The 22980-nt window shown below is 72.1% G+C and carries 25 protein-coding genes; 10 read left to right on the top strand and 15 right to left on the bottom strand.

Going from position 1 to position 22980, the window contains the following annotated elements:
* Positions 1–98: 98 nt before the first annotated feature.
* The 5 genes from ABID77_RS09250 to ABID77_RS09230 are packed head-to-tail and all read right to left on the bottom strand — an operon-like array spanning position 99 to position 3693.
* A complete protein-coding gene (locus tag ABID77_RS09250) occupies positions 99–749 on the bottom strand; it encodes a histidine phosphatase family protein (protein ID WP_429594140.1) in 651 nt (216 codons plus the stop codon).
* Positions 750–792: 43 nt separating this feature from the next.
* Positions 793–1479: a DUF4136 domain-containing protein gene (locus tag ABID77_RS09245; protein ID WP_429594137.1), complete on the bottom strand. Its 687-nt coding sequence runs from the start codon at positions 1477–1479 to the stop codon at positions 793–795.
* A 28-nt stretch (positions 1480–1507) separates the two neighbouring features.
* A complete protein-coding gene (ttcA, locus tag ABID77_RS09240; RefSeq protein WP_429594135.1) occupies positions 1508–2437 on the bottom strand; it encodes a tRNA 2-thiocytidine(32) synthetase TtcA in 930 nt (309 codons plus the stop codon).
* Complete coding sequence (locus tag ABID77_RS09235) at positions 2438–2827, bottom strand: dihydroneopterin aldolase (protein ID WP_429594132.1); 390 nt, start codon at positions 2825–2827, stop codon at positions 2438–2440.
* Positions 2824–3693 (bottom strand): SDR family oxidoreductase, encoded by an 870-nt coding sequence (locus tag ABID77_RS09230; RefSeq protein WP_429594129.1) that lies wholly within the window; start codon positions 3691–3693, stop codon positions 2824–2826. The genes ABID77_RS09235 and ABID77_RS09230 overlap by 4 nt, the downstream gene beginning before the upstream one ends.
* A gap of 18 nt (positions 3694–3711) precedes the next feature.
* On the opposite strand from ABID77_RS09230, the gene ABID77_RS09225 reads away from it, so the two are divergent.
* Genes ABID77_RS09225 through ABID77_RS09210 form a run of 4 tightly spaced genes read left to right on the top strand, consistent with a single transcriptional unit; the run spans position 3712 to position 6921 of the window.
* Complete coding sequence (locus tag ABID77_RS09225) at positions 3712–4899, top strand: class I SAM-dependent methyltransferase (protein WP_429594126.1); 1188 nt, start codon at positions 3712–3714, stop codon at positions 4897–4899.
* A 41-nt stretch (positions 4900–4940) separates the two neighbouring features.
* Positions 4941–5726, top strand: coding sequence for a histidinol-phosphatase (gene hisN, locus ABID77_RS09220; RefSeq protein ID WP_429594123.1), 786 nt, complete (start codon positions 4941–4943; stop codon positions 5724–5726).
* A gap of 9 nt (positions 5727–5735) precedes the next feature.
* The gene (locus ABID77_RS09215; protein ID WP_429594120.1) at positions 5736–5930 is read left to right on the top strand and encodes a DUF2905 domain-containing protein; all 195 of its coding nucleotides are present in this window, start codon (positions 5736–5738) and stop codon (positions 5928–5930) included.
* A gap of 58 nt (positions 5931–5988) precedes the next feature.
* A complete protein-coding gene (locus tag ABID77_RS09210; protein ID WP_429594117.1) occupies positions 5989–6921 on the top strand; it encodes an ROK family protein in 933 nt (310 codons plus the stop codon).
* Here ABID77_RS09210 and ABID77_RS09205 read toward each other — a convergent pair.
* Positions 6888–8375, bottom strand: coding sequence for a PLP-dependent aminotransferase family protein (locus tag ABID77_RS09205; RefSeq protein ID WP_429594114.1), 1488 nt, complete (start codon positions 8373–8375; stop codon positions 6888–6890). The genes ABID77_RS09210 and ABID77_RS09205 overlap by 34 nt on opposite strands.
* A 185-nt stretch (positions 8376–8560) precedes the next feature.
* Here ABID77_RS09205 and ABID77_RS09200 point away from each other — a divergent pair, with 185 nt between their 5' ends.
* Positions 8561–8932: a hypothetical protein gene (locus ABID77_RS09200; protein ID WP_429594111.1), complete on the top strand. Its 372-nt coding sequence runs from the start codon at positions 8561–8563 to the stop codon at positions 8930–8932.
* A 67-nt stretch (positions 8933–8999) separates the two neighbouring features.
* Here ABID77_RS09200 and otsA read toward each other — a convergent pair whose 3' ends face one another.
* The 3 genes from otsA to ABID77_RS09185 all read right to left on the bottom strand — a co-directional run bounded on the left by otsA (position 9000) and on the right by ABID77_RS09185 (position 12689).
* Complete coding sequence (otsA, locus tag ABID77_RS09195; protein ID WP_429594108.1) at positions 9000–10385, bottom strand: alpha,alpha-trehalose-phosphate synthase (UDP-forming); 1386 nt, start codon at positions 10383–10385, stop codon at positions 9000–9002.
* A complete protein-coding gene (gene otsB, locus ABID77_RS09190) occupies positions 10382–11224 on the bottom strand; it encodes a trehalose-phosphatase (protein WP_429594105.1) in 843 nt (280 codons plus the stop codon). The genes otsA and otsB overlap by 4 nt, the downstream gene beginning before the upstream one ends.
* A 178-nt stretch (positions 11225–11402) precedes the next feature.
* Positions 11403–12689, bottom strand: a complete 1287-nt coding sequence (locus tag ABID77_RS09185) for a multifunctional CCA addition/repair protein (protein ID WP_429594103.1) — start codon at positions 12687–12689, stop codon at positions 11403–11405.
* Positions 12690–12833: 144 nt separating this feature from the next.
* Between ABID77_RS09185 and ABID77_RS09180 the strand changes: the two genes are divergently transcribed.
* A complete protein-coding gene (locus ABID77_RS09180; RefSeq protein ID WP_429594100.1) occupies positions 12834–13565 on the top strand; it encodes an OmpW/AlkL family protein in 732 nt (243 codons plus the stop codon).
* A gap of 40 nt (positions 13566–13605) precedes the next feature.
* On the opposite strand, the gene ABID77_RS09175 is transcribed toward ABID77_RS09180, so the two are convergent.
* The 3 genes from ABID77_RS09175 to ABID77_RS09165 form a co-directional block, all read right to left on the bottom strand.
* Entirely contained in the window at positions 13606–14289 is a 684-nt protein-coding gene (locus ABID77_RS09175; RefSeq protein ID WP_429594097.1) for a glutathione S-transferase family protein, read from the bottom strand.
* A gap of 139 nt (positions 14290–14428) precedes the next feature.
* Entirely contained in the window at positions 14429–14956 is a 528-nt protein-coding gene (locus ABID77_RS09170) for an MgtC/SapB family protein (protein WP_429594094.1), read from the bottom strand.
* A gap of 2 nt (positions 14957–14958) precedes the next feature.
* On the bottom strand, positions 14959–16968 hold the full coding sequence (locus tag ABID77_RS09165; protein ID WP_429594091.1) for a transglycosylase SLT domain-containing protein: 2010 nt from the start codon (positions 16966–16968) through the stop codon (positions 14959–14961).
* A gap of 9 nt (positions 16969–16977) precedes the next feature.
* On the opposite strand from ABID77_RS09165, the gene ABID77_RS09160 reads away from it, so the two are divergent.
* Positions 16978–17607 carry a 5-formyltetrahydrofolate cyclo-ligase gene (locus ABID77_RS09160; RefSeq protein ID WP_429594088.1) on the top strand — a complete coding sequence of 210 codons (630 nt, stop codon included), beginning with the start codon at positions 16978–16980 and terminating at the stop codon, positions 17605–17607.
* A 157-nt stretch (positions 17608–17764) separates the two neighbouring features.
* Here ABID77_RS09160 and ABID77_RS09155 read toward each other — a convergent pair whose 3' ends face one another.
* Positions 17765–18748 carry a LysR substrate-binding domain-containing protein gene (locus tag ABID77_RS09155; RefSeq protein WP_429594085.1) on the bottom strand — a complete coding sequence of 328 codons (984 nt, stop codon included), beginning with the start codon at positions 18746–18748 and terminating at the stop codon, positions 17765–17767.
* 127 nt (positions 18749–18875) lie between these two features.
* Here ABID77_RS09155 and ABID77_RS09150 point away from each other — a divergent pair, with 127 nt between their 5' ends.
* Positions 18876–19211 carry a DUF2917 domain-containing protein gene (locus ABID77_RS09150; RefSeq protein ID WP_429594082.1) on the top strand — a complete coding sequence of 112 codons (336 nt, stop codon included), beginning with the start codon at positions 18876–18878 and terminating at the stop codon, positions 19209–19211.
* Here ABID77_RS09150 and ABID77_RS09145 read toward each other — a convergent pair.
* Positions 19201–19596 (bottom strand): BLUF domain-containing protein, encoded by a 396-nt coding sequence (locus ABID77_RS09145; RefSeq protein ID WP_429594079.1) that lies wholly within the window; start codon positions 19594–19596, stop codon positions 19201–19203. The two genes, ABID77_RS09150 and ABID77_RS09145, sit on opposite strands and share 11 nt — an antisense overlap.
* Positions 19597–19703: 107 nt before the next feature.
* Between ABID77_RS09145 and ABID77_RS09140 the strand changes: the two genes are divergently transcribed.
* Entirely contained in the window at positions 19704–20453 is a 750-nt protein-coding gene (locus tag ABID77_RS09140; RefSeq protein ID WP_429594076.1) for a Crp/Fnr family transcriptional regulator, read from the top strand.
* Positions 20454–20463: 10 nt separating this feature from the next.
* Here ABID77_RS09140 and ABID77_RS09135 read toward each other — a convergent pair whose 3' ends face one another.
* Positions 20464–21396 carry a hypothetical protein gene (locus tag ABID77_RS09135; protein WP_429594073.1) on the bottom strand — a complete coding sequence of 311 codons (933 nt, stop codon included), beginning with the start codon at positions 21394–21396 and terminating at the stop codon, positions 20464–20466.
* Positions 21397–21527: 131 nt separating this feature from the next.
* On the opposite strand from ABID77_RS09135, the gene glmU reads away from it, so the two are divergent.
* Positions 21528–22976 (top strand): bifunctional UDP-N-acetylglucosamine diphosphorylase/glucosamine-1-phosphate N-acetyltransferase GlmU, encoded by a 1449-nt coding sequence (glmU, locus tag ABID77_RS09130; protein WP_429594070.1) that lies wholly within the window; start codon positions 21528–21530, stop codon positions 22974–22976.
* Positions 22977–22980 lie beyond the last annotated feature (4 nt).

Raw genomic sequence — 22980 nt, 5'->3', positions numbered from 1 at the left:
CTGCCGTGGCGGGCGTCGGAGGTTCCGCGTCGGGCGCGACGGAGCATCGACGCCCTGGCGAGGTCGCGGGGCCGGGCCCGGCGGGCACCGGCCGCCGCTCAATGCCTGGGGATCAGGGATTCGTCGCGCGCGTCCTGCGTCAGGTGGGCCACGTCGCCCCAGCCGACGAGACTGAAGCCCTGGGGCGTCCACAGCAGGCGGTTGATGGCCGCGTTGCCCAGATGCCACGTTCGGGGTGCCTGCAGGTCCTGACCGGTGGCGGCGCGGTAGAGCACGTCCATCACGCCGCCGTGGGCGACCAGCACCACCAGGCCGCCGACGTGGCGCGCGGCCAACGCCGCCGCCACGCCGGTCACGCGCTCGCGGAAGGTCAGGAGCGATTCGCCGCCCGCCGGCGGCGCGAAGGCCGGATCGCGGGTGCGCCAGCGCCGGGCCTCCTCCGGCAGCTCGGCTTCGATCTCGGCGAAGGTGCGGCCCTCGAAATGGCCGAAGGCGCGCTCGCGCAGTCGCGGCTCGGGGGTCGCCGCCACGCCGGTCGCCCGCGCGACGGCATCGGCGGTGTGCCAGGCGCGCGCGAGGTCGCTGGCGTAGAGGGCGTCGATCGACTGGTCGGCCAGCGCGCCGGCGAGCTGCCGCGCCTGCTGCCGGCCGGTGTCGTTCAGGTCGATGTCGAGCTGGCCCTGGATGCGGGTGTCGACGTTCCAGGCGGTCTCGCCATGGCGCACGACGATGAGGCGGGTGGCGTTCAAGACGCGATGCTTCCCGCCGTCGTGGCGCGCGCTGCGGTCCGGGTCATCGCGCGGCGCTCGCGCCGGCCCGCTGGACCTCGACGTCGACGCGGCGCACGCCCTGCGGCGGCGTCGGGAAGCCGCGCAGCGCGGCCTGGAACATCGCCGGCAGCACCGCGGCGTCGCCCGAATAGGGCCCGTCGTTGCGCGCGTGCGTCTCGTAGACCACGCGCTGGGTGCCCAGGTCGCGCATCACGACGCTGACCTCGCGGGCGTACCAGGGATTGGCCATCGGCGGGAAGCCGCCGAAACCGACGCCGCCCCAGCCGCCGCGCCGGCCCCAGCCGCCATGACCGCCATAGCCGCCGTAATAGGGGCGGCCGTAGCCGAAACCACCCCAGCCGCCCCAGCCGCCGTTGAGCCAGGGGTCGTCCCAGGGCGAGACCACGCGCGTCACGCGCGCCCCGATCTGCACGCTGTAACGCGCGGCGGCGTCGTCGCGGCGCAGCCCGACGGCGTCGAGCGCGGGCATGGCGAAGGCTTCGAGCGCATCGGTCTGGCGCGCCGCCTCCGGACCCTGCTGCTGCAGCGGCAGGCGCTCGAAGCGGTAGGCGACAGGCGTGCGCGCGGCGGCGTCGGCGGGCAGTTCGGAGAAGCTGCGCACCTGGCTGTCGACCACCCAGCGGGTGGCGCAACCGCCGAGCGCGAGCGTGCAGGCGAGGACGAGGACGGTCGAAACGCGCTGGGCCATGGACGGAGTCTCCTGTGCGGCGGAAGGGTCAGAGCTGGACGATACGCAGCGCCGAGGGCGCCGCGAACTCCGGCGCGTCGAAGGCCTTGTCGCCCTCGGGGTCGGCCACGCCGGTCGCCCGCAGGCCGCGGAAATCGAACAGGTCGCGGTCGAGCAGGTGCGAGGGCGCCACGCTCTGCAGCGCGCCGAACATGTTCTCGATGCGCCCGGGATGCTTGCGCTCCCACTCCTGCAGCATCTGCGCGACCTGCTTGCGCTGCAGGTTCTCCTGGCTGCCGCACAGGGTGCACGGGATGATCGGGAACTGGCGGTGCTGCGCCCAGCGCACCGTGTCCTTCTCGGCCACGTAGGCCAGCGGGCGGATCACGACGTGGCGGCCGTCGTCGCTCACCAGCTTGGGCGGCATCGACTTGAGCTTGGCGGCGAAGAACATGTTGAGGAAGAAGGTCTGCAGCATGTCGTCGCGGTGGTGCCCCAGCGCGACCTTGGTGGCGCCGAGCTCGTCGGCCACGCGGTAGAGGATGCCCCGGCGCAGCCGGCTGCACAGGCCGCAGGTGGTGCGGCCCTCGGGGATCACGCGCTTGACGATGCTGTAGGTGTCCTGCTCCTCAATGTGGAAGGGCACGCCCAGGGCGGTGAGGTAGGCCGGCAGCACGTCCTCCGGGAAGCCCGGCTGCTTCTGGTCGAGGTTGACCGCGACGATGTCGAAGTGGATCGGCGCCCGCGCGCGCAGCTTGAGCAGGATGTCGAGCAGCGCGTAGCTGTCCTTGCCGCCCGAGACGCAGACCATGACCTTGTCGCCGGCCTCGATCATGTCGTAGTCGACGATCGCCTGGCCGACCTGGCGGCACAGCCGCTTCTCCAGCTTGTGCGTCTCGCGCTGGATCTTCAATCCGCTCGCCGCCGCGCCCGCCGCCGCGGCCTCGGCCGCCTCGTCCTCGATCCAGATGGCACTCATTCATTTGCTCCTGAAGACTTCGACGCCGACGGCTTCGCAGTCGGGGTAGACGTCGGGTTTGGCGGTCGACACGCGCGCGGCCCGCACCTTGGGGTGGGCCAGCACCTGCGTGAGCAGGTCGTCGCACAGCGTCTCCTGCAGGTGGATGTGGCCCTGGCTCAGGCGCGCGGCGACGGTGCGGCGGATGAAGTCGTAGTCGACCACCTCGTCGAGTTCGTCCGCGCGCGGCGTGGAAAGTTCCAGCGGCACGTAGAGGTCGACGTTGATGATCACGCGCTGCTCGGCGCGCTTCTCGAACTCGTGCACGCCGATGTTGATCCAGACCTCGTAGTTCTTCAGGAACACGCGGCGGCAGGACAGCAGCAGGGGGTCGAGGGCTGCGGTGGTCATGGCGGGGGGGCTTTCTTCTCGTTGTCGGGATGGAGCAGCTCGTCGACGACGAACATGATGTCGCGTTCGAGCGGCACCAGGTGCTGGCCGTTGTCGACGCACAGGGTGGTGCCGGTCGCGCTCGGCGTGCCGGCCAGGAAGACGCAGGCGCGCGCCACGTCGGCCGGATCGATCGGCCGGCGCAGCAGGTTGGCGCGCGCGGCGCGGCGGAAATTCTCCGTGTCCTGCGGACCGCTCTCGAACATCAGGCCCGGCGCCACGCCGCACACCCGCACGGCGGGCGCGAGCGACTGGGCCTGCAGCGCCACGGCGCGTTCGAGCGCGAGCTTGGAGACGGTGTAGGAAAAGTAGTCGGGGTTGAGGTTGTAGACCTTCTGGTCGAGCACGTGGATCGCCGAGCGGTCGGCGCCGTCGCCACCGGCCTCGGCGGCCTGCCGCGCCAGCAGCCGCGCGAAGTCCAGCGGCGCGATCAGGTTCACGCCCAGCTGGCGCAGGGCCGCGTCGGCCTCGAAGTCGAGCCCCGTGTCGGGCTCGAAGGCCGAGGCGTTGTTGACCACGCAGTCGAGCCTGCCGCCGGCCGCGGCGATCGCGGCCATGAGGGCGGCGCGGCCGGTCGTCCCGGCGATGTCGGCCTCGATCGCCTCGGCGGCGCCGCCTTCGGCGCGCAGCCGCTCGCACAGCGCGTGGGCGGCCTCGCGCGAGCCGCGGTACTGGCACCACACCCGCCAGCCGGCGCGCGCGAAGGCTTGGCACACGGCCGCGCCCAGGCGCCGGCCGCCGCCGGTCACGAGCACGCCGCGCGACGGCGCGGGCATGGGCGACGTGGCGGTCGATGCGGAGGAGCGATGCGGGATCGGACCGGTCATGCTGATAGATTTCCCGGGATGAACAAGGATGCGGACAACGGCAGGAACGGAAGCGGCGGCGGCCGCGTGAACGGGAGCGGCGGCGGGCCGGGCGGGGCGGACGGCGCCTCGCGGGGCGGCGGCGCGCTGGCCCGGATTATCGATGCCTCGCTCGTGCGCGCGGGCGGCTGGCTGCCGTTCGACCGCTTCATGGCGCTCGCGCTCTACGCGCCGGGCCTGGGCTACTACGCCAACGCGAGCCGCAAGTTCGGCCACCTGCCGGGCTCGGGCAGCGACTTCGTGACCGCGCCGGAACTCACGCCGCTGTTCGGCCGCGCGCTGGCGGCGCAGGTCGCCGAGGCCCTCGAGCGCACCGGCACCGACGAGGTCTGGGAGTTCGGCGCCGGTTCGGGCGCGCTGGCGCGGCAGCTGATCGAGGCGCTCGACGCGCTGGGCCGGCCGATCGCGCGCTACCGCATCGTCGACCTCTCGGCCACATTGCGCCAGCGCCAGCGCGAGACCCTGGCACCGCACCTCGACCGCGTCGAGTGGCTCGACGCGCTGCCCGAGACCATGGCCGGCGTGATCGTCGGCAACGAGGTGCTCGACGCCATGCCGGTGCGGCTCCTCGCGCGGGTGGGCGGGCGCTGGTTCGAGCGCGGCGTGGTCGCCGACGCGGCCGCGCCGTCCGGCCTGGGCTGGGCCGACCGGCCGACCGACGCCCGTCCGCCGGTGGCGATCGAGAGCGACCACGACTACCTCACCGAGATCCACCCGCAGGCCGAGGCCTTCGTCGCCACCCTGGCCGACCGGCTGGTGCGCGGCGCGGCCTTCCTGATCGACTACGGCTTCCCGGCCGCCGAGTACTACCACCCGCAGCGCCACATGGGCACCGTGATGTGCCACCAGGCCCACCGCGCCGACGGCGATCCGCTGGCCGACGTCGGCCGCAAGGACATCACCGCCCACGTCGACTTCACCGGCATCGCCCTGGCCGCGCAGGACGCCGGACTGAACGTGCTGGGCTACGCCAGCCAGGGCCGCTTCCTCATCAACTGCGGCCTGCCGGCGCTGGCCGAGCCGGCCGGCGTGGCCGAGCGCGCCCGCGCCGCCCACCTGATCCACGAGCACGAGATGGGCGAGCTCTTCAAGGTCGTCGCCCTGGGGGCGGGCGAGCCGTGGGAGCCGATGGGCTTCGCGCAGGGCGACCGCAGTCACACGCTGTGAAAGGGCGGAGCGGCATCCCGGCTCGGGTCTAATCCAACGCCATGAGCCCTGACACCGCCGATGCCGACGCGCTGCTGCGCACCGCCCACGCCCTCGCCGATGCCGCCGCCGCGCGGTCGATGGCCCACTTCCGCACTCCCCTGGACGTCCTGACCAAGGCCGACGAGAGCCCGGTCACCTTGGCCGACCGTGCCGCCGAGACAGCGATGCGCGAGATCCTCGGCGCGACGCGGCCGGACGACGGCATCTACGGCGAGGAGCACGGTGCCGAGCGCCTGGACGCGTGGCGTGTCTGGGTGCTCGACCCCATCGACGGCACGCGCAGCTTCATCACCGGCTCGCCGTTGTGGGGCACGCTCATCGGCGTGCTCGAGGGCGATCGCGTGGTGCTGGGCATGGTCGACATGCCGGTGCTGCGCGAGCGCTGGACCGGCCGTGCCGGCCGGGGCGCCGAGCGCGACGGCACGCCGGTGCGCGCGAGCGGCTGCACGCGGCTGGCCGAGGCGCGCATCGTCACCACCTCGCCCGACATCTTCGGTGCCGACGATTGGCGCGCCTTCGACGCCCTGAGCCGGCGCTGCGCGATGCGGCGCTTCGGCGGCGACTGCTACGGCTACGCGCAGCTCGCCGGCGGCACCATCGACCTGGTGGTGGAGACCGGCCTGCAGCCCTACGACTACCTCGGCCCCACCGGGCTGATCGAGGCCGCGGGCGGCATCGTCACTGACTGGGCCGGCAAGCCGCTGGGCCTGCATTCCGACGGCCGCGTCGTGGCGGCGGCCACGCCCGAACTCCACCGGCAGGCGCTCGACGCCCTGGCTGCCTAGACTGTCTCCATGATCCGCTGGCTGCTCGTCACCGTCCTCGCCCTGGTGCTCATGAGCGGGCTGACCGAATGGCTGCGGCGCTTCGGCTTCGGCCGGCTGCCGGGCGACTTCGCCTTCCGCGCCTTCGGCCGCGAGTGGCAGGTGCCACTGGCCAGCACGCTGGTGCTGAGCATGCTGGCGGCGCTGATCGCCCGGCTGATCTGAATCCCCGATCCCTTTCCATCCCCGATCCCACCCCTTTCCAAGAAGGACCGAGCCCGTCATGAGAGCCTGCGTCGACATCGGCGGCACCAAGGTCGCCGTGAGCCTTTCGCGCGACAGCGCCGCCCCGCTCCTGGGCCGCAGGAGCGAGCCGACCGCCACGCGCGGCGACGACCATGCACTGGCGTCGCAGATCCTGCGGCTGATCGACGAGGTCTGCGCCGGGCAGGGCGTCGATCCGGCCTCGGTCGATCGCGTCGGCGTGTCGTCGACCGGGCCGTTCGTGATCGTCGACGGCCGCATCGAGTGCGCCTCGCCCAACATCTGCGGCGGCATCGCCGGCCCGGCGCGCGGCCTGCCCAACGACTGGACGACGGCGCCGCTGGAGGCGCCGCTGGCGCGCCGCTTCGCCCACGTCCGGGTCGAGAACGACGCCGTCGCCGCGCTGGAGGCCGAGCGCCGCTGGGGCGCGTTGCAGGGGCTCGACCACTGCGCCTTCGTCACCTGGAGCACCGGCGTCGGCGTCGGGCTGTGCGTCGACGGGCGCGCGCTGCGCGGCAAGAACGGCAACGCCGGCCACGCCGGCCACACCTTCGTCTCCGACGACGACGCCCGGGCGCTGTGCGGCTGCGGCAACCACGGCGACGTCGAGGCGCTGATCGCCGGCAATTCGATCGACCGCCGCTTCGGCCGCTCGGCCGAGGACCTGTTCACCGCCGCCGCGCAGGGCGACGCGCAGGCGCTGGCCACCGCCGAGGCGCTGTGCCGCGTGATGGGCCGCCTGCTCTACAACCTCGTCGCCACGCTCGACCTGCAGCGCATCAGCCTGGGCGGCAGCGTGTTCTGGCACCACCGCGACTTCCTGGTGCCACGCCTGCAGGCCGAGGTCGACGGCAAGCTGGAGGCGCTCACGCGCGGCGTGCGCGTGGTGCCGGCCGGCCTGGGCACCCGGCTCGGCGACTATGCCGCGCTGGCGCTGCTGGCCGACGACTGAACCGGCGGCGGCCGCCGCGCCGCGGTCTGCCCGGCGAGCTCGCCGAGCCGGCGCAGGCCGTCGGCCAGGACCGGCGACCAGGGGATGCCGCAGTTGACGCGCAGGAAGCCGTCGCAGCGCGCCGTGTTGGAGAACAGCGTGCCCGGGGCGACCAGGATGTGCTCGGCCAGCGCGGCGCCGAACAGGGTCTGGGCCGATCCGCCCGGCGGCAGTTCCACCCACAGCTGCAGTCCGCCCGGGGGCAGGTTCAGCCGCGTGCCGGGCGGGAAGTGCGTCGCGATGGCGTCGGCCGTGCGTTCGCGCTGCACCCGCAGGGCCTCGCGCAGCCGGCGCAGGTGGCGGTCGTAGGCGCCGGTGGCCATGAACCCGCCGGCGGCCCACTGCGACAGCTCCTCGTTGCTGCGGCTGTGGGCGTACTTGAGCATCTCGACGCGCGCGTGCCAGCGCCCCGCGTGGATCCAGCCCAGCCGCAGACCGGGCGCCAGCACCTTGTGCAGCGAGGCGCAGTGGATCACGCCGCCGTCCTCGTCGAAGGACTGCAGGGCGCGCGGCGTGCCCTCGGCGTCGAGCAGCTCGGTGTAGGTGTCGTCCTCGATCAATGCGACGCCGTGGTCGCGGCACAGGCGCACCAGGCGGGCCTTGTGGGCATCGGGCATCACGCTGCCCAGCGGGTTCTGCAGGTGCGGCACCACCACCACCGCGCGGATGCGCTCGTAGGCGTCCAGGGCCAGTTCCAGCGCCTCGATCGACAGGCCGGTCTGCGGGCTGGTGGGGATCTCCAGGGCGCGCATGCCCAGGCTCTCCAGCACCTGCAGCAGGCCGTAGAAGGCGGGCGACTCGACCGCCACGGTGTCGCCCGGCCGGGCCACGGCGCGCAGGGCCAGGTTGAGCGCCTCGATGCAGCCGTTGGTGGGCAGCACGTCCTCCGGCGCGAGGCGCATGCCCGCGCGCAGCGCGCGGCGCGCCACCGCCTCCCGGAAGGGCGTGCGCCCGCGCGAGGGCGAGGCCCGCGTCAGCAATTGCGGGTGCTGGCGCAGGCAGCGCGTCATGGCCGCGCGCAGGGCATCGCCCGGGTAGAGCTCGGGCGCGCCGCGGGCGGTCGAGAGGTCCAGCCGCACCTCGCCGTAGCGGCGGCGGGTGACGAAGTCCGACACCTTCTCGTGGATGCCGACGAACTGGGCCGGGTCGGGCGCGCGGTCGGCGGCGGGCTCGTCCATCGGCGCCATCGCCAGGCGGCGCGGCTGGCGCACGAAGTAGCCCGAGCGGGCGCGGGCCTCGGCCCAGCCCTCGCTCTCCAGCGTGCGACAGACCTGCAAGGCGGTCGACAGGCTCACGTCGTGCAGCCGCATCAGCGCGCGCAGCGAGGGCAGGCGGTCGCCCGGTTGCAGCGCGCCGGCCCGGATGGCCTGCAGGTAGTGCTGCGACAACCGGCGGTAGCGGGGGAGGGTGGGCATGTCCATGGCGCGATGGTGCGCCCGGCGGCGCGATCGCAACAGATGCAGTTGCGGGTCCGGACGACCATAACAGCGCCTCGACGGGCCTGGCTGTTCCGGTCCGCGAAGGCCCGGCGTGTGCCTGTTTTCCGGGCGAGGTCCGGCCTACGCTGGAGCCCTGTTCTTCAGCCCGTCAGGAGATGGCCATGGACCCGCGATGCGATGTTTCCCCTTTCCCCGGTGGCGCCGGTGCTTCCGATGTCCGGCTCGACGCCGGGCGGACGCTGCGCCTGCCGGTGGCGGCCGGTACCGTGCTGGTGGCTCGCGCCGGCCGCCTGCGCGTCCAGGAGCCGCCGCGCTGGCTGGGGGAGCGGATGGTGGTGGTGGGCCAGGACCTGGCCGAGGGACAGGCCCATGCCGTGGACGGCGCCGGATGGGTGGAGGTCGGCGCCCTGGACGCGACGGGTGGCTGGCTGCGCCGGATCGATCCCGCGCCGTCACCGATGTCGGCGTCGATGAGGATCCGGCTGCAGCACATGGTGCGCGCTTGGCGCGGACGGTCCGCGTCGGTCCGGTGAGTCCGGCCGCCCGGTCGCCATGCATCGCCGCGCGGCAGGTGCCTGGCGGCAGGGCCGTGCCGGGGCGTCAGTCCGCCTGCGGCATCGCGCGCAACGCTTCGAGGAAGGTGCGGCGCCACCAGTGGATGTCGTGCTCGCGGATGCGTTCGAGCAGCCTGGCGTGCCGCGTGCGGCGCTCCTCCAGCGGCATCTGCAGGGCCTGCTGGATGGTCTCGGCGGTGCCGTGGGTGTCGTAGGGATTGACCAGCAGCGCTTCCTTCAGCTCCTCGGCGGCGCCGGCGAAGCGGGAGAGCACCAGCACGCCCGGATCGGCCGGGTCCTGCGCGGCGATGTACTCCTTGGCCACCAGGTTCATGCCGTCGCGCAGCGGCGTCACCAGGCCGACCGCCGCCGCGCGGCACAGGCCCGGCACGCGCTTGCGCGCCACCATGCGGTGGATGTAGCGCACCGGCATCCAGTCGAGCTCGCCGTAGTCGCCGTTGATGGCGCCGCACAGGGATTCGAGCTCGCGCCGGATGTCGGCATAGGCGTCGACGCTCTCGCGCGTGGGCGAGGCGATCTGGATGAGCGTCGCGCTGCGACGGTTCTCCGGGTAGTTCGCCAGCAGTTCGCGGAAGGCGCGCACCCGGTGCGGGATACCCTTGGAGTAGTCGAGCCGGTCGATGCCCAGCAGCAGGCGCCGCGTCGAGTACTCGCGCTTCATGGTCTCGTACATGTCGCGCGCCTCCTTGGCCTGCGTGAGCGTGACGAACTCGTCGACGTCGATGCCGATCGGGAAGGCGCTGCAGCGCACGGTCTGGCCGTAGGCGCGGAACATGTCGCCGCCGAGGGCCTCGCCGTGGGCCTCGTTGGCGACGTAGCGCTCGAAGTGCTGCACGTCCTGCTGCGCCTGCAGACCGATCAGGTCGTAGGAGAACAGCGAGCGCGCGAGCCACTCGTGCTGCGGGATCGCCGCCAGGATGATCTGCGGCGGCAGCGGGATGTGCAGGAAGAAGCCGATGCGCTGGCGGCAGCCCATGGCGCGCAGCTCGGCCGCCAGCGGGATCAGGTGGTAGTCGTGGACCCAGATGACGTCGTCGTCCTTGAGCAGCGGCAGCAGCTTGCGCGCGAACAGCTGGTTGACGCGCCGGTAGCCGCCGATGAAGCCGGCGTCGAAGTTCGCCAGGTCGAGCCGGTTGTGGAACACCGGCCAGAGCACGTCGTTGCTGTAGCCGGCGTAGTAGCTGTCGTGGTCGTCGCGGCTGAGGTCGATGGTGGCGAGCGTGACCTTGCCGGCCTGCTGGCGGTGCAGTTCGCCCTCGCCGGTGGGGCCGCCCTCGACGATGTTGCCGCTCCAGCCGAACCACAGGCCGCCGGTCTGCTGCAGCGACTCGCCCAGCGCCACGGCCAGGCCGCCGGCGGCGGGCTTGCGCGGGTCGGCCACGCGGTTGGAGACGACGACGAGGCGGCTCACTCGCCGTCTCCCGCGCCGGCGCCGTCGGCACCACCGTCCGTGCCGTCGTGGCCCGCCTCGTGCTCGGCGCCGGAGCCGCCCGGCGACGTCGAGGCGCCCTGCGCGCCCGGCTGCCGGAGCAGGTCGCGCGCGTTCACCAGCCACTCGAAGACCGAGCGCGTCGAATCCAGCCGGTGGGCCGCCTGCGTCGGCCCGGGGCCCACCTTGACGGCGATGCCGCCGCGCGGCTGCACGACGGCGAAGCCGGTCTCGTCGGTGGTGTCGTCGCCCGCGAACACGGGCACGCGGCCGGCGAACGGCGCCTCCCGCATGAAGGCGTCGATGGCGACGCCCTTGTTCACGCCCGAGGGCTTGACCTCGAAGACGAACTTGCCGTGCAGCAGCTCGAACTGCGGCTGGCCCTCGATCGCGGCGGCCATCGCGGTGCGGCAGACGGCCTCGCAATCCGGTGCCTGGCGATAGTGCAGGGCGATGGCCGCGTGCTTGCGCTCGACCAGCAGCCCGGGGTGCTCGCCCGCGATCCGGTTGGCGGCGTCGAGCACGCCGTGCAGGTCGGGCGTGGGCCGCTCCTGCATGCGGCCTTCGGCATCGCGACGCTGCACGCCGTGCTCGCCGGCCGCGGGCAGGCGCAGGGGCGCGAGGAAGCGGTCGATGGCGTCGATCTGCCGGCCGGTGACGATCGCCAGCGCGCCGCCGAGCAGCCCGTGCAGGTCGGTCAGCAGGGCCACCAGGGCGGGCGGCACCTCGATGGCTTCGGGCGTCTCCGCCAGGGCGACCAGCGTGCCGTCGAAGTCGAGAAAGAGGGCGGCGTCGGGAGTGAGGCGGGGAGGGTTCTGCATCGCCGGAGAACTTAGCAGAGCGGGGGTCGGAAGGAAGTCGGCCGATGCCGCGAGCCGGACGGTCCGCAGCCCGCCGGGACGCACCGGAGCGGGCCGCCCCGAGCCGACGCGCCTAAACCACCCGACGCGCCCGGGATGCACCGGGCCGCGACGGAGCCGACCGACGGCGGCGTCGGACTCAGTCCGGCGCCGCCGTGCCCAGCGCCGCCGCCACGGCCGCCACGCGCGCGCGCGTCACGGCCTCGCCGATCTTCGGCCCCCGGGCGCCGCGCGCCGCCGCCTGCTCGGCCACCGGCCGCGTGTCGACGGCCAGCGCCGCCGCCAGCAGCCCCGCCAGCCGCTCGCGCTGCGGGTACGGGCTGTCGTCGAAGCCGAGCCGTCCGCGCGCGTCGCACTCGCAGGCCAGCAGCACCTCGTCGAAGCGCCGGGGCTTGCGCAGGGCGTCGCAGCGCTCGAACAGCCGCACCAGCGCGGCCGCGCCCAGTTCCATGCTGCGGTGGATGTTGCCGTGCTCGCGCGCCACCACGTCGGCCAGCTCGCGCAGCTCGACGGGGACGCGCCAGCGCTCGCACACCGCGCGCAGCAGCCGGGCGCTGCGCTGCTCGTGGCCGATGTGGCGCGGCAGCACGTCGGCCGGCGTCGTGCCCTTGCCCAGGTCGTGCGTCAGGCAGGCGAAGCGCACGCCCAGGGGCGCTTCCAGCCGCGCGGCCATGTCGAGCACCATCATCAGGTGGACGCCGGTGTCGACCTCGGGGTGATGCAGCGCGGTCTGCGGCACGCCCCACAGCCGGTCGACCTCGGGCAGCAGCACCGCCAGGGCGCCGCATGCGCGCAGCACCTCGAACATGCGCGACGGCCGGCGTTCCATCAGGCCGCGCGCGAGCTCCTGCCAGACCCGCTCGGCGACCAGCGCGTCGGCCTCGCCGGCGGCCACCATCCCGCGCATCAGCGCCAGCGTCTCGGGCGCGACGTCGAAGTCGTCGAAGCGGGCGGCGAAGCGGGCCACGCGCAGGATGCGCACCGGGTCCTCGCGGAAGGCGTCGGTGACGTGGCGCAGCACGCGCGCGCGCAGGTCGCGCTGGCCGTCGTAGGGGTCGACGAGCAGGGCCGGATCGATCCGGAAGGCATCGGCCGCCTCGCCGGTGGCGGGCACCCGATCGGCCGGCAGGGCGATGGCGTTGACCGTGAGGTCGCGCCGCGCCAGGTCTTCCTCGAGCGTCACGTCCGGCGCGGCATGGACGACGAAGCCGCGGTAGCCCGGCGCGCTCTTGCGCTCGGTGCGCGCGAGGGCGTGCTCCTCGCGCGTGGCGGGGTGCAGGAACACGGGGAAATCGCGGCCGACGGGCAGGAAGCCCGCCTCGGCCATGCGCTCGGGCGTGGCGCCCACCACGACCCAGTCGCGATCGCCGCCGGGGCGGCCGAGCAGGGCATCGCGGATCGCGCCGCCGACGAGGAAGGTCTTCATGCGGCCGAGTGTAGGGACGAGTGTAGGGATAGTCCCGAGCAGCGAAAAAGAACGATCGTTCGAAAATCCCGCTGCCGGTGGTCGACCACCGCACGAAATCCTTCCGAAGTTCCTTCCTTGCTGTCACTCCATCCAACTTCCATCATGAAGCAATCACTCCGCACCCTGGCCATCCTGGCGGCCTCCACCCTCGGCGCTTCCGGCGCCATGGCCCAGCAGGCCGGCGACTGGGTCGTCGGCGCCGGCTGGCTGCATTTCGCGCCGCAGGATTCGAGCAAGCCGCTGACCTTCACCTCGCCCGTGCAGGCCGAGGTGCCGGGCTCGGGCTCCGGGGTCGACAGCACCAGCACCCTGGGTCTGAGCGCCATCTATTTCGCCGACAGCAACTGGGCGGTCGAGGGCGTGCTGGGCGTGCCGCCGAAGTTCAAGCTCCAGGGCGAGGGCACGCTGGCCCGCCTGGGCGAGATCGGCCAGGCCAAGCAGTGGAGCCCGACCGTGCTGGGCAAGTACTACTTCGGCAACGGCAACGACCCCATCCGCTTCTCCCTGGGACTGGGCGCCACCTACGTCTGGTACAGCGACGTCAGTCTCTCCGACGGCCTGCAGAACGCCGTGGGCGGCCAGCTGCGCCGGCCCGTGGGCACGTCGAGCACGACGGCCAAGCTCGACAAGTCCTTCGCGCCGGTGCTCAACGCCGGCGTCTCCTGGCAGTTCGACCGCCACTGGGGCGTGTCGCTGTCGGTGTCCTACATTCCGTTGAAGACGACGGCGACGCTGACCACGCGCGCGCCCAACGGCGCGACCATCGGCACCAGCGAGGCGCGCCTCAAGCTCGATCCGATCGTCACCTACGCCGCGGTGACCTACCGCTTCTGAGCGGGACCGGGAGCGCCGGGCCGCCGCCGGTGACGGCGCCTCAGGGCGCCAGCCGATAGGGCTCGTCGAAGTCGACGAAGTCGTGCTCGGCCAGGGCGTCGTCGATCCAGGCGCGCACGCCCGGCAGGGCCAGCACCCGTTCCACGTAGGCCGCCACGTCCGTCGTCACGGGCAGGGCATAGGTCTTGATGCGCATGGCGACCGGCGCGTAGTAGGCATCGACGATGCTGAATTCGCCGAACAGCATCGGACCCTCGTGCGCGCCGAACAGGCCGCACCACATGTCGACGATGCGCGCCAGGTCGGCGCGCACGCCGGGCTGGTCGCGCATGATCAGCCGGCCCTGATGCGACAGGTCGGCCTCGATGTTCATGCCGCAGTGCGTGCGCAGCGCGCGAAAGCCCGCATGCATTTCCGCGCACAGCGAGCGGGCCTGGGCGCGGTCGGCCCGATCGGCCGGCCACAGGGCGAGGCCGGGGTTCGTCTCGGCGAGGTACTCGCAGATCGCCAGGGTGTCGGCGACGACGATGCCGTCGTCGACCAGCACGGGCACGGTGCCCGCCGGGTTGAGCGGGTCGATCACGCGGCGGAAGGCCGAGCCGGGCGCGAAGGAGTCGAAGCGCACCATCACCTCCTCGAACGCGATGCCGGCCTGTTTCATCAGCACCCAGGGACGCATCGACCAGGAGGAGTAGTTCTTGTTGCCGATGTAGAGCTGGCGCATGGCGGTCGGTCCTCGCGATGGGGGATGGTGGAACACCGATCGGCATCGATCGGCGCGGTCACCGGAATGCTAGCGAGGCGGCCCGGATCGATTGATGCCGAAGCCGGGGCCGATTGATGACCGATGCGCGCCGGCGCGTTCAGCGCTCCGGCGGCGTCGTCTCCCGGTCGTGGGGTTCGCCCAGCGCGCGTTCGACCAGCCCGACCAGGCGCGGCATCAGCGAGAGCACGGCCAGCGCCAGCAGCGTGCTGAGCACGGCCATCATCTCGCGGCCCAGTCCGCAGGCCAGCCCGATCGCGGCGGTCATCCACAGGCCGGCTGCGCTGGTCAGGCCCTGCACCTGCTGATCGTCGCGTCCGCTCTTGAGGATGGTGCCGGCGCACAGGAAACCGACGCCGGCGATCAGGCCCTGGATCACCCGGCTCATGTCGGCCGCGACGATGCCGCTGCTCTGCGGCACCAGCACGAACAGCGCCGAGCCGATGGCCACCAGCATGTGCGTGCGGATGCCGGCGGCCTTGCCCCGCTGCTCGCGCTCGAAGCCCAGCGCGAAGCCCAGCAGGGCGGCGAGCCCGAGGCGCACCACGATGCGGGTGATCTGGGCCACGTCGCCGAAGTCGGCGAACTCGGCCGCGACGGTGGCGCCGACCTCGTCGAGCCAGCCCATCGTCAGGGCAGGTCGCGGTTGGGTTCGGGTTCGCGCGCGTCGCGCGGACCGACGCGACCGAGCCGTGCGCGCAGCGACTGCGGCTGGCCGGTGATGATCGCGGCGTAGTTGGTGGTGTTGGCCAGCACCTTCTTCACGTAGTCGCGGGTCTCGGAGAAGGGCACGTTCTCGGCCCAGACGGCGGCGTCCATCACCGGGCCGTTGCGCCAGGCGCGCGGCCGGCCCGGACCGGCGTTGTAGGCCGCGGCGGCGAGCGCCATCGAGCCGTCGAAGTCGTCCAGCGCCAGCTTGAGGTAGTTGGTGCCGATCGTGATGTTGGTCTCGCGGTCGTTGATCTGGCCCGGCGTGAAGCCCGACAGGCCGATCTTGTTGGCCGTCCAGCGCGCCGTCGCCGGCATCACCTGCATCAGGCCGGAGGCGCCGACGCCCGAGCGGGCGTCCATGATGAAGCGGCTTTCCTGGCGGATCAGGCCGTAGACGTAGGCCGGGTCCAGGCCGATGTCGCGGCTCTTGCGCAGCACGGTGTCGTGGAAGGGCATCGGAAAGCGCTGCTGGGCGTCGATCACGTCCTTGGTGCGCTCGCTGGTGTTGATGCAGCGGTCCCACACCTCGCGCTGGCAGGCCAGGTCGGCGGCGGCGAGCAGTTCGCGGTCGCCCAGGCCGCCCGGGTCGTGCAGGCTGGTGGCGTAGTTCCACTCGCGCACGCCGTCCGGGCGCAGGCCGATGGCGATGGCGTAGAGCCCGCGCGCGAGCGACGGGTTGGCGCGCGCGGTCCGGCGCTCCTCGGCCGTCAGCGGCGCCGGGCGCGGCGCCGCGACGATCGGCCGTCCCAGATCCTCCTGCGCCAGCATCTCGTAGAAGCCGCGCGAGCCGGCGATGCCTTCGAGCAGGGCGCGGGCCTGGGCGCGCCGCTCGTCGCCGCCGATGGCGTCGAGCGCGCGGGCGTGCCAGTAGACCCAGGTCGGGTCCTGGCGGCCCGCCTCGCTCATGGCCGCGACGGCGGCCTGCACGTCCTTCCACTGGCCGGCGCGCAGGGCGGCGCGCACCTTCCAGCCGAGCATGTCGTCGGACAGGTCGGCGTTCTTGGTGACGTTGGCGAAGTACGTGTTGGCCAGCGGCGACAGCTTGGTCGCGGCCTGACGCCCGATGGCGCCCCAGACCCAGTTGCGCTCCTCCGGCTTGAGCATCAGGCTCCATTTGCCGTCGAGCAGTCCGGCGGCCGTGTCGGCATCGGCGATGGCGACCTTGACGAGCGCCAGCACCACCATCTCCTTGCGCTCGGTCGAGGCGGCCATGATGGCGCCGGCGAGGAACTTGCCGGCGTTGGCGTTGACCTGCGCGAAGGTCGGCAGGGCCTCGGGCGCGACCAGCGCGATGGCGTCGCGCGCGGCCTGCGGCCGGTTGGCCTCGATGGCCAGGCGGGCCTTCTTCCAGACGTCGTCGGCGCCGAGCATGCGGGCGGCGAACAGGCGGTCGGCGGCGGTCAGGCAGCCGTCCTCGGCCTCGCGCTGGCGCAGCCACAGGTCGCGCACCTCGTCGGCCTGGGCGCGGGTGCCGACCCCGGCCTTGAGCATGTCCACCAGGATCGCGTAGCAGCGCACCTGACTGTCGTCGCGCATGCGGTAGAGCGGGTGCGCGCCAGCGAAGCCGTCCCAGTCGCGGCGCTGGCCGAGCAGCAGCAGCCAGTCGTTGCGCAGCCGGTCCTCCTGGTAGGTGCCGGCGTAGCGGGCGAGGAAGTCCTGCACCTCGGCCGGATCGGCTTCCTGCAGCCGCGCCTTGAGTTCCCAGTAGGCGGCCCAGGGTTCGAGCGCATGGCCGCGCGCCTGCGGCAGCAGGGCCGACAGGCGTGCCTTGTCGCCGCGCTGGAAGGCCTGGCGCATCTGGAGGATCGTGTCGTCGGAAGCGCTCTGGGCGCAGGCCGGCTGGAGCAGTGCGGCCAGGGAGAAGAGGAGGGCGCCGACGACGATGACGGGACGGTGACGCCGGGATGCCAGAATGCTTGGGAACTGCATCGGGGGATTATGGACAAGGCACACGATGGAAACGCACACGAGGGCCGCGCACAGACCGCCGCCTTCCTCAAGTCGCAGCTGCGCGCGGCCCTGATCGAGCAGCGCCTGGGGTTGCCCGACCGCGAGAGGCGCTCGGACCTGCTGCAGCGCGTGATGCGCATCTGGCTGGTCGGACGGCCCGACACCGTGATCGGCGCCTACTGGCCGATCAAGGGCGAGTTCGATCCGCTGCCGGCGCTGCACCGCTGGAAGGAGGACGGCGAGCTGCTCGACGAGCCGCACCGCCGCCGCATCGGCCTGCCGGTGGTCGACCGCGAGAGCAAGACGCTGACCTTCCATTCGTGGTACCCCGGCTGCCCGATGGAGAACGACGCTTACGACATCCCCAAGCCCAAGGACACCGAGCTCATCGTGCCGACCCTGCTGTTCGTGCCCTGCCTGGGCTACAGCGCGGGCGGCTACCGGCTGGGTTACGGCGGCGGCTTCTACGACCGCACGCTGGCGGCGCTGTCGCCACGACCCTTCACGGTCGGCCTGGGCTTCACCCACGGTTTTCTCGACGAGTACGAGCCCGAGGCGCACGACGTGCCGCTCGACGCCATCCTGAACGACAACGGCGTGGTTTGGCCGATCGGTTGACCCACCCCCAGGCTTGCCCACTTCTGTGGCAGCGCCCACCCCCTCGAGGGGACGACACCGGCGGCCCGGCGAAGCCGGTTCCGCGGTGTTCTGACATGGGGCGGTGCCGTTTCAACGGGCGTCGTGCCGTGGAAGACCGGGTTCGGCTCGACGGACTTCAGTCGAGGTGGTCGATGGTGTCGGGGTCGGGCACCTCACCGATGGTCTCGCGGGTGATGCGGGCCTGTTCCTGGAGCCATTCGCAGAAGGCCTTGATCTCCGGGCGCAGGGCGTTGCGCGGGCCGACGAGCAGCCAGTAGGCCATCGGCGAGTCCATGCGGTGGCGGGGCAGCACCTCGACCAGATCGCCGTTGGCCAGGCTCTCGGCGATGAGCGAACTGCGCGCCAGCACCAGGCCCTGGCCGGTCAGGGCCGCCTGGACCATCTGGTAGGCGTAGTTGAAGTAGAGCCAGCGCTTCGGCTGGGCACGCGTCACGCCGTGGCTCTCGAACCAGCGCCGCCACGTCAGCCATTCGAGGTGCGTGCGGTGCGCGTCGCCGGCCTCGATCAGCGTGAAGGCCGCCAGGTCGGCCGGCTCCCGGATGGGCGGGCTGCTCTTGAGCAGCCACGGACTCGCCAGCGGCGTGAGCGTCTCGCCGAACAGGCGCAGCGCGCCGGGGGGCATGTTCTCGCGCGGACCGTAGCGCAGCGCGATGTCGACGTCGGCCACCTCGAGGTCGACGGCGACGTCGCTGGCGTCGATGCGGATGTCGATGCCGGGCTGGTCGCGCTGGAAAGCCTCCAGCCGCGGGATCAGCCACATCGAGGCGAACGAGGCGAAGGTGGTGAGCGAGACGCTCTGGCGGCCCGCGCTCTGGCGGATCTGCCGCACCGCGCCGTCGATGCGCGGCAGGGCCTGCTGCACCGCCAGCAGGAGCTGCGCGCCGGCGGACGTGAGTTCCACCGCCCGCGTGTGGCGCAGGAACAGGGCGACGCCGACGTCCTCCTCGATCGCCTGGATCTGCCGGCTGACGGCCGATTGCGTGAGGGCCATCTCCTCGGCGGCGGCGCGGAAGTTGAGGTGCCGCGCCACGGCCTCGAAGGCGCGCAGCTGGCCGGCGGCGATCGGGCGCGTGCGCAGGTGGGTCTGGGAGAACTGCATGGTGGATTGATGCGGGAATCGAATCAGTAGCGTACGTCCAATTCATTGGACCGCCCAGGGTGTCGGATCGATCATTCATTCCCGAAGCGCGCCGATGCGGCGCGCCTCACCCCGTCAGGAGTCTTCCATGTCCAGCGCCGTCCTCGCCCCTTCCTCGTCCGCTCCATCGATGCCGCGTTCCGTGCCGCCCGTGCCGGCGGCCATCGCCGCGTCCGGGTGCGGCGAGGCGCGACAGTTGGCGTCCGGCCGGGCCGCGAGCCTGCGGGCCGAAGCCGCCGGTGTGCTGCGGGTGACCCGGGGCCGGCTCTGGGTGACGCGCGACGCCACGCGCCAGCGCGCCACGGAAGACTTGGTACTGGCGCCGGGCGACACCCTGGCGCTGGCCGCCGGCGAGCGCATCGTGATGGAGCCGTGGGACGCCCGGGGCGCCGCCTACGCCTGGGACGCGGCGCTCAGCCGCTGATGTCGAAACCCGATCGCAGCAGCAGGAAGCGCTCCAGCGCTTCCCGGCCTTCGAGGTCGTGGATGCCCGCCATGTCGTCGGCGTCCTCGCTCTGCGCGAAGCCCAGGTCGAAGCGCTGGTAGCGGCGCTGCGCACGCGAGCCCTCGTACACCACGCGCACGTCCCGGTGGCGGGGGTCGCGTGCGATGCGCCCCATCAGTTCCATGACGTCGTCGCGCGAGCCCTCGACGTGCTGGCAGAACCGGATGCCGTCGAAGACGAGCAGTCCCGTGATGCGATCCTGCGCGTTGCGTGCCCGGGCCTGCGAGACGATGCGCCCGACGATGTTGGCCGACTGGTCGGGCGACAGGACGCTGCAATAGAGGATTTCGTGTACGGCGGACATGGCGCTCGGTGGTGGCGGTGCGCGAGTGTAGGCAGTCGTCGCCGGCTCGGAAATGTCAAAAGACATGAGCGCCCGTCCTATAGTCGGACGAGAAAGACGACGACTTTATGCATCCGGAGCCACCGCCCTGTCCCCATGCCTGCCCCACCTGCGAGTTGCGCGCCAATCCGGCCTTCCTGGGCATGGCGGCCGAGGAACTCGGGACGATCCATGCGTTCCGTCACGGCACCCGCACGGCGCGTGCCGGCGAGTCGGTCATCGAGGAATACAAGCGCAGTCCCTGGGTCTTCACGCTCTACAGCGGCTGGGCGTTCCGCTACAAGACGTTGAGCGACGGCCGGCGCCAGATCCTGTTCTTCCTGCTGCCGGGCGATTTCATCGGCCTGCAGGACGAGTTCGCGGAGGGCCAGACCCACGGTGTCGAGGCCGCGACCGACGCCACGCTGTGCGTCTTCGAGCGCGACCGGCTCTGGGAACTGTTCCGCGCCCAGCCCAGGCTCGGCTACGACATCACCTGGCTGGCGGCGCGCGAGGAGAAGATGCTCGACGACAACCTCGTGACGGCCGGACGGCGCAACGCGACGGAGCGCGTCGCCATGCTGCTGATGCACCTCTACCGCCGGGCCGAGCGCATCGGGATGGTCCGGGACGGCGGCGTGCCGTTCCCCTTCAACCAGCAGCACATCGCCGATGCGCTCGGCCTGTCGCTCGTGCATACCAACCGGACGCTGCGCCGGCTCCAGGGCCTGGGACTGCATCGCATCGAGGACGGCGTGCTGCACATCCTGGAGCCGCACGCGCTCCAGACGCTGGGCGACTATTTCGAACGGCCCCTGCGCCGGGTGCCGTTGATCTGACCCGGGAGGCTCAGGCGCGCCGGTAGACGCGGCCGAAGGCGGCGGCGACGCGCAGGCACAGGCGCTGCCACGCCAGGTTGCGCGGCGAATGCGCCTGGATCGGGCCACCGGCGAACTGGAAGTAGGCCTTGAAGGAGGGCGACGGCGGCACGCCGCCCAGGGCGCGCTGGATGTGCCGGCCGTGCCACGGCTTGGCCGTGCCGATGGCGTGCGAGAGGTAGAAGCCGCCGTACGCGAAGTCCATGGCTTCCGGCCCGGAGGTGATCAACGGTGCCTCCGACGCCGTCAGCGCGAAGTTCATCGCGTCCTGGTCGGTGGAATGGAACAGGGCGCTGGCGCCGCCCGACTTGAGCTGCTTGGCGCTCTTGTTATAGGCCACCACCATCAGGCACAGCCGGGCCCAGAGATCGAGGAAATCGAGGTTGGCGCGCGAGATGGCCATGAAGCCGGCGTTGTAGTAGCGGTCGAGCGGACGGACCTGCCGCACGCCCTGCGTGGCGAAGTAGGCGGCCCACTGCAAGCGCTTGGGATGACGGGCCGGGAAGACGGAGCCGACGTCCTCCACCAGGCCGATGCTGTCCTCGCTGAACCAGCCGCTGAACGCGCTCCAGTCGCACTTCACGACGATGTCGGGGTCGATGTAGGCGACGGCATCGGCCTGCGGCTCGTGCTTCGTCAGCATGTCGCGCAGGAACGTCGGCTTGTAATAGGTGAAGTGCAGGTCCGTCTCGATGAGAAGCATCTGCAGCCTGAAGGACGGCGTGACCTGCAGCCGCTTCGTCGCCTTGTCAAAATCGGGGGAGCCTTCGATCCAGCTCGGCAGCGCGCCCCGGTAGCCCACCCACAGCGTTCCCGCATAGCCGGACGCCACCAGCGAATTGGCCAATGCGGCGACCCCGAAATGGTAGTTTCCTTCGAAGAGCGTACAGAGCGAGATGTTCATGGGCGGGGTCACGGTTGAAAGACGGGAGTTTAGATAAAAGTGTTAGCTCCCTCGCATTCCGAGAGACAGTGCAGCTATTTTCGTGACAAATTGTTAATTAATAAGTCGTTGTGACGCATCAGGAGTTCCTCATGAATCCCGTTTCATCTTCCCCGGTCGACGGCAGTGCCGGTCATGGCGACCTGGACGTCGTCGTCATGGCCGCCGGCAAGGGCACGCGCATGAAGAGTCGCCTGCCGAAGGTCCTGCACCGCCTGGGCGGTCGCGCCTTGCTCGAGCGCGTGATGGACACCGCCGCGAGCCTGGGGACCCGGCATGTCGTCGTCGTGACGGGGCATGGCGCCGAGGAGGTCGAGGCGGCGCTGTCGGCCTCGCCCGACGGCGAAAAAGTCCACTTCGCGCGTCAGATGCCCCAACTGGGCACCGGCCATGCGGTCCAGCAGGCGATGCCGCACCTTCCCGACGACGGCACGGTGCTGGTGCTGTCGGGCGACGTGCCCTTGATCGGCGAGCCCGCCCTGCGCGCGCTGGTCGCGGCCAGCGGCGGCGAGCGGCTGGCGCTGCTGACGATCGCCTTCGACGATCCCGCCGGCTACGGCCGCGTCGTGCGTGCGCCGGCCGGTGCCGACGGCGCCGAGGGCCGGGTGCTGTCGATCGTCGAGCACAAGGACGCGAACGAGGGACAGCGCGCCATCCGCGAGGTCTACAGCGGCGTCATGGCCGCGCCGGCCCGGCTGCTGCGCGACTGGCTGGCGCGCCTGGGGAACGACAACGCCCAGGGCGAGTACTACCTGACCGACGTCGTCGGCTTCGCCACGGCCGACGGCGTGCCGGTGGTGGCGCACCGCATCGACGACGCGGCGCAGGTCGCCGGCGTCAACAGCCCGTCGCAGCTCGCGGCGCTCGAACGCGCTTGGCAGGGGCGCCAGGCCGAGGCATTGATGGCGCAGGGCGTGCGGCTGGCCGATCCGGCCCGCTTCGACCTGCGCGGCACGCTGGATTGCGCGGCGGACGTGGAGATCGACGTCAACTGCATCTTCGAGGGTGCGGTGTCGCTGGGCGAGGGCGTGCGCATCGGCGCCAACTGCGTGATCGCCGACGCACGCATCGAGGCCGGCGCGGTCATCCATCCGTTCACCCACATCGACGGCGAGCGCGCCGGCGTCACGGTCGGCGCCGGGGCGCGCGTCGGGCCGTTCGCCCGGCTGCGACCGGGCGCGCATCTGGGCGCCGACGTGCACATCGGGAATTTCGTCGAGGTGAAGAATTCGACGCTGGCCGCGGGCGCCAAGGCCAATCACCTGGCCTACCTGGGCGACGCCACGGTCGGCGAACGGGTGAACTACGGCGCCGGCAGCATCACGGCCAACTATGACGGCGCCAACAAGCACCGCACCGTCATCGGCGACGACGTGCACGTCGGCAGCAACTGCGTGCTGGTGGCGCCGGTGGAGATCGGCGCGGGCGGCACGGTGGGCGGCGGCTCGACCGTCAACAAGAGCACCGAGCCCGGCAGCCTGACGGTCTCGCGCGCGCGTCAGGTGAGCTTTCCGAACTGGAAACGGCCCGTCAAGCGCTGAACCG

Source organism: Variovorax sp. PvP013, from assembly GCF_050435945.1.
Lineage (GTDB): Bacteria > Pseudomonadota > Gammaproteobacteria > Burkholderiales > Burkholderiaceae_C > Variovorax.
The sequence above is the reverse complement of the archived record's forward strand: the minus strand, read 5'-3'. Positions and strand labels throughout refer to the sequence as shown.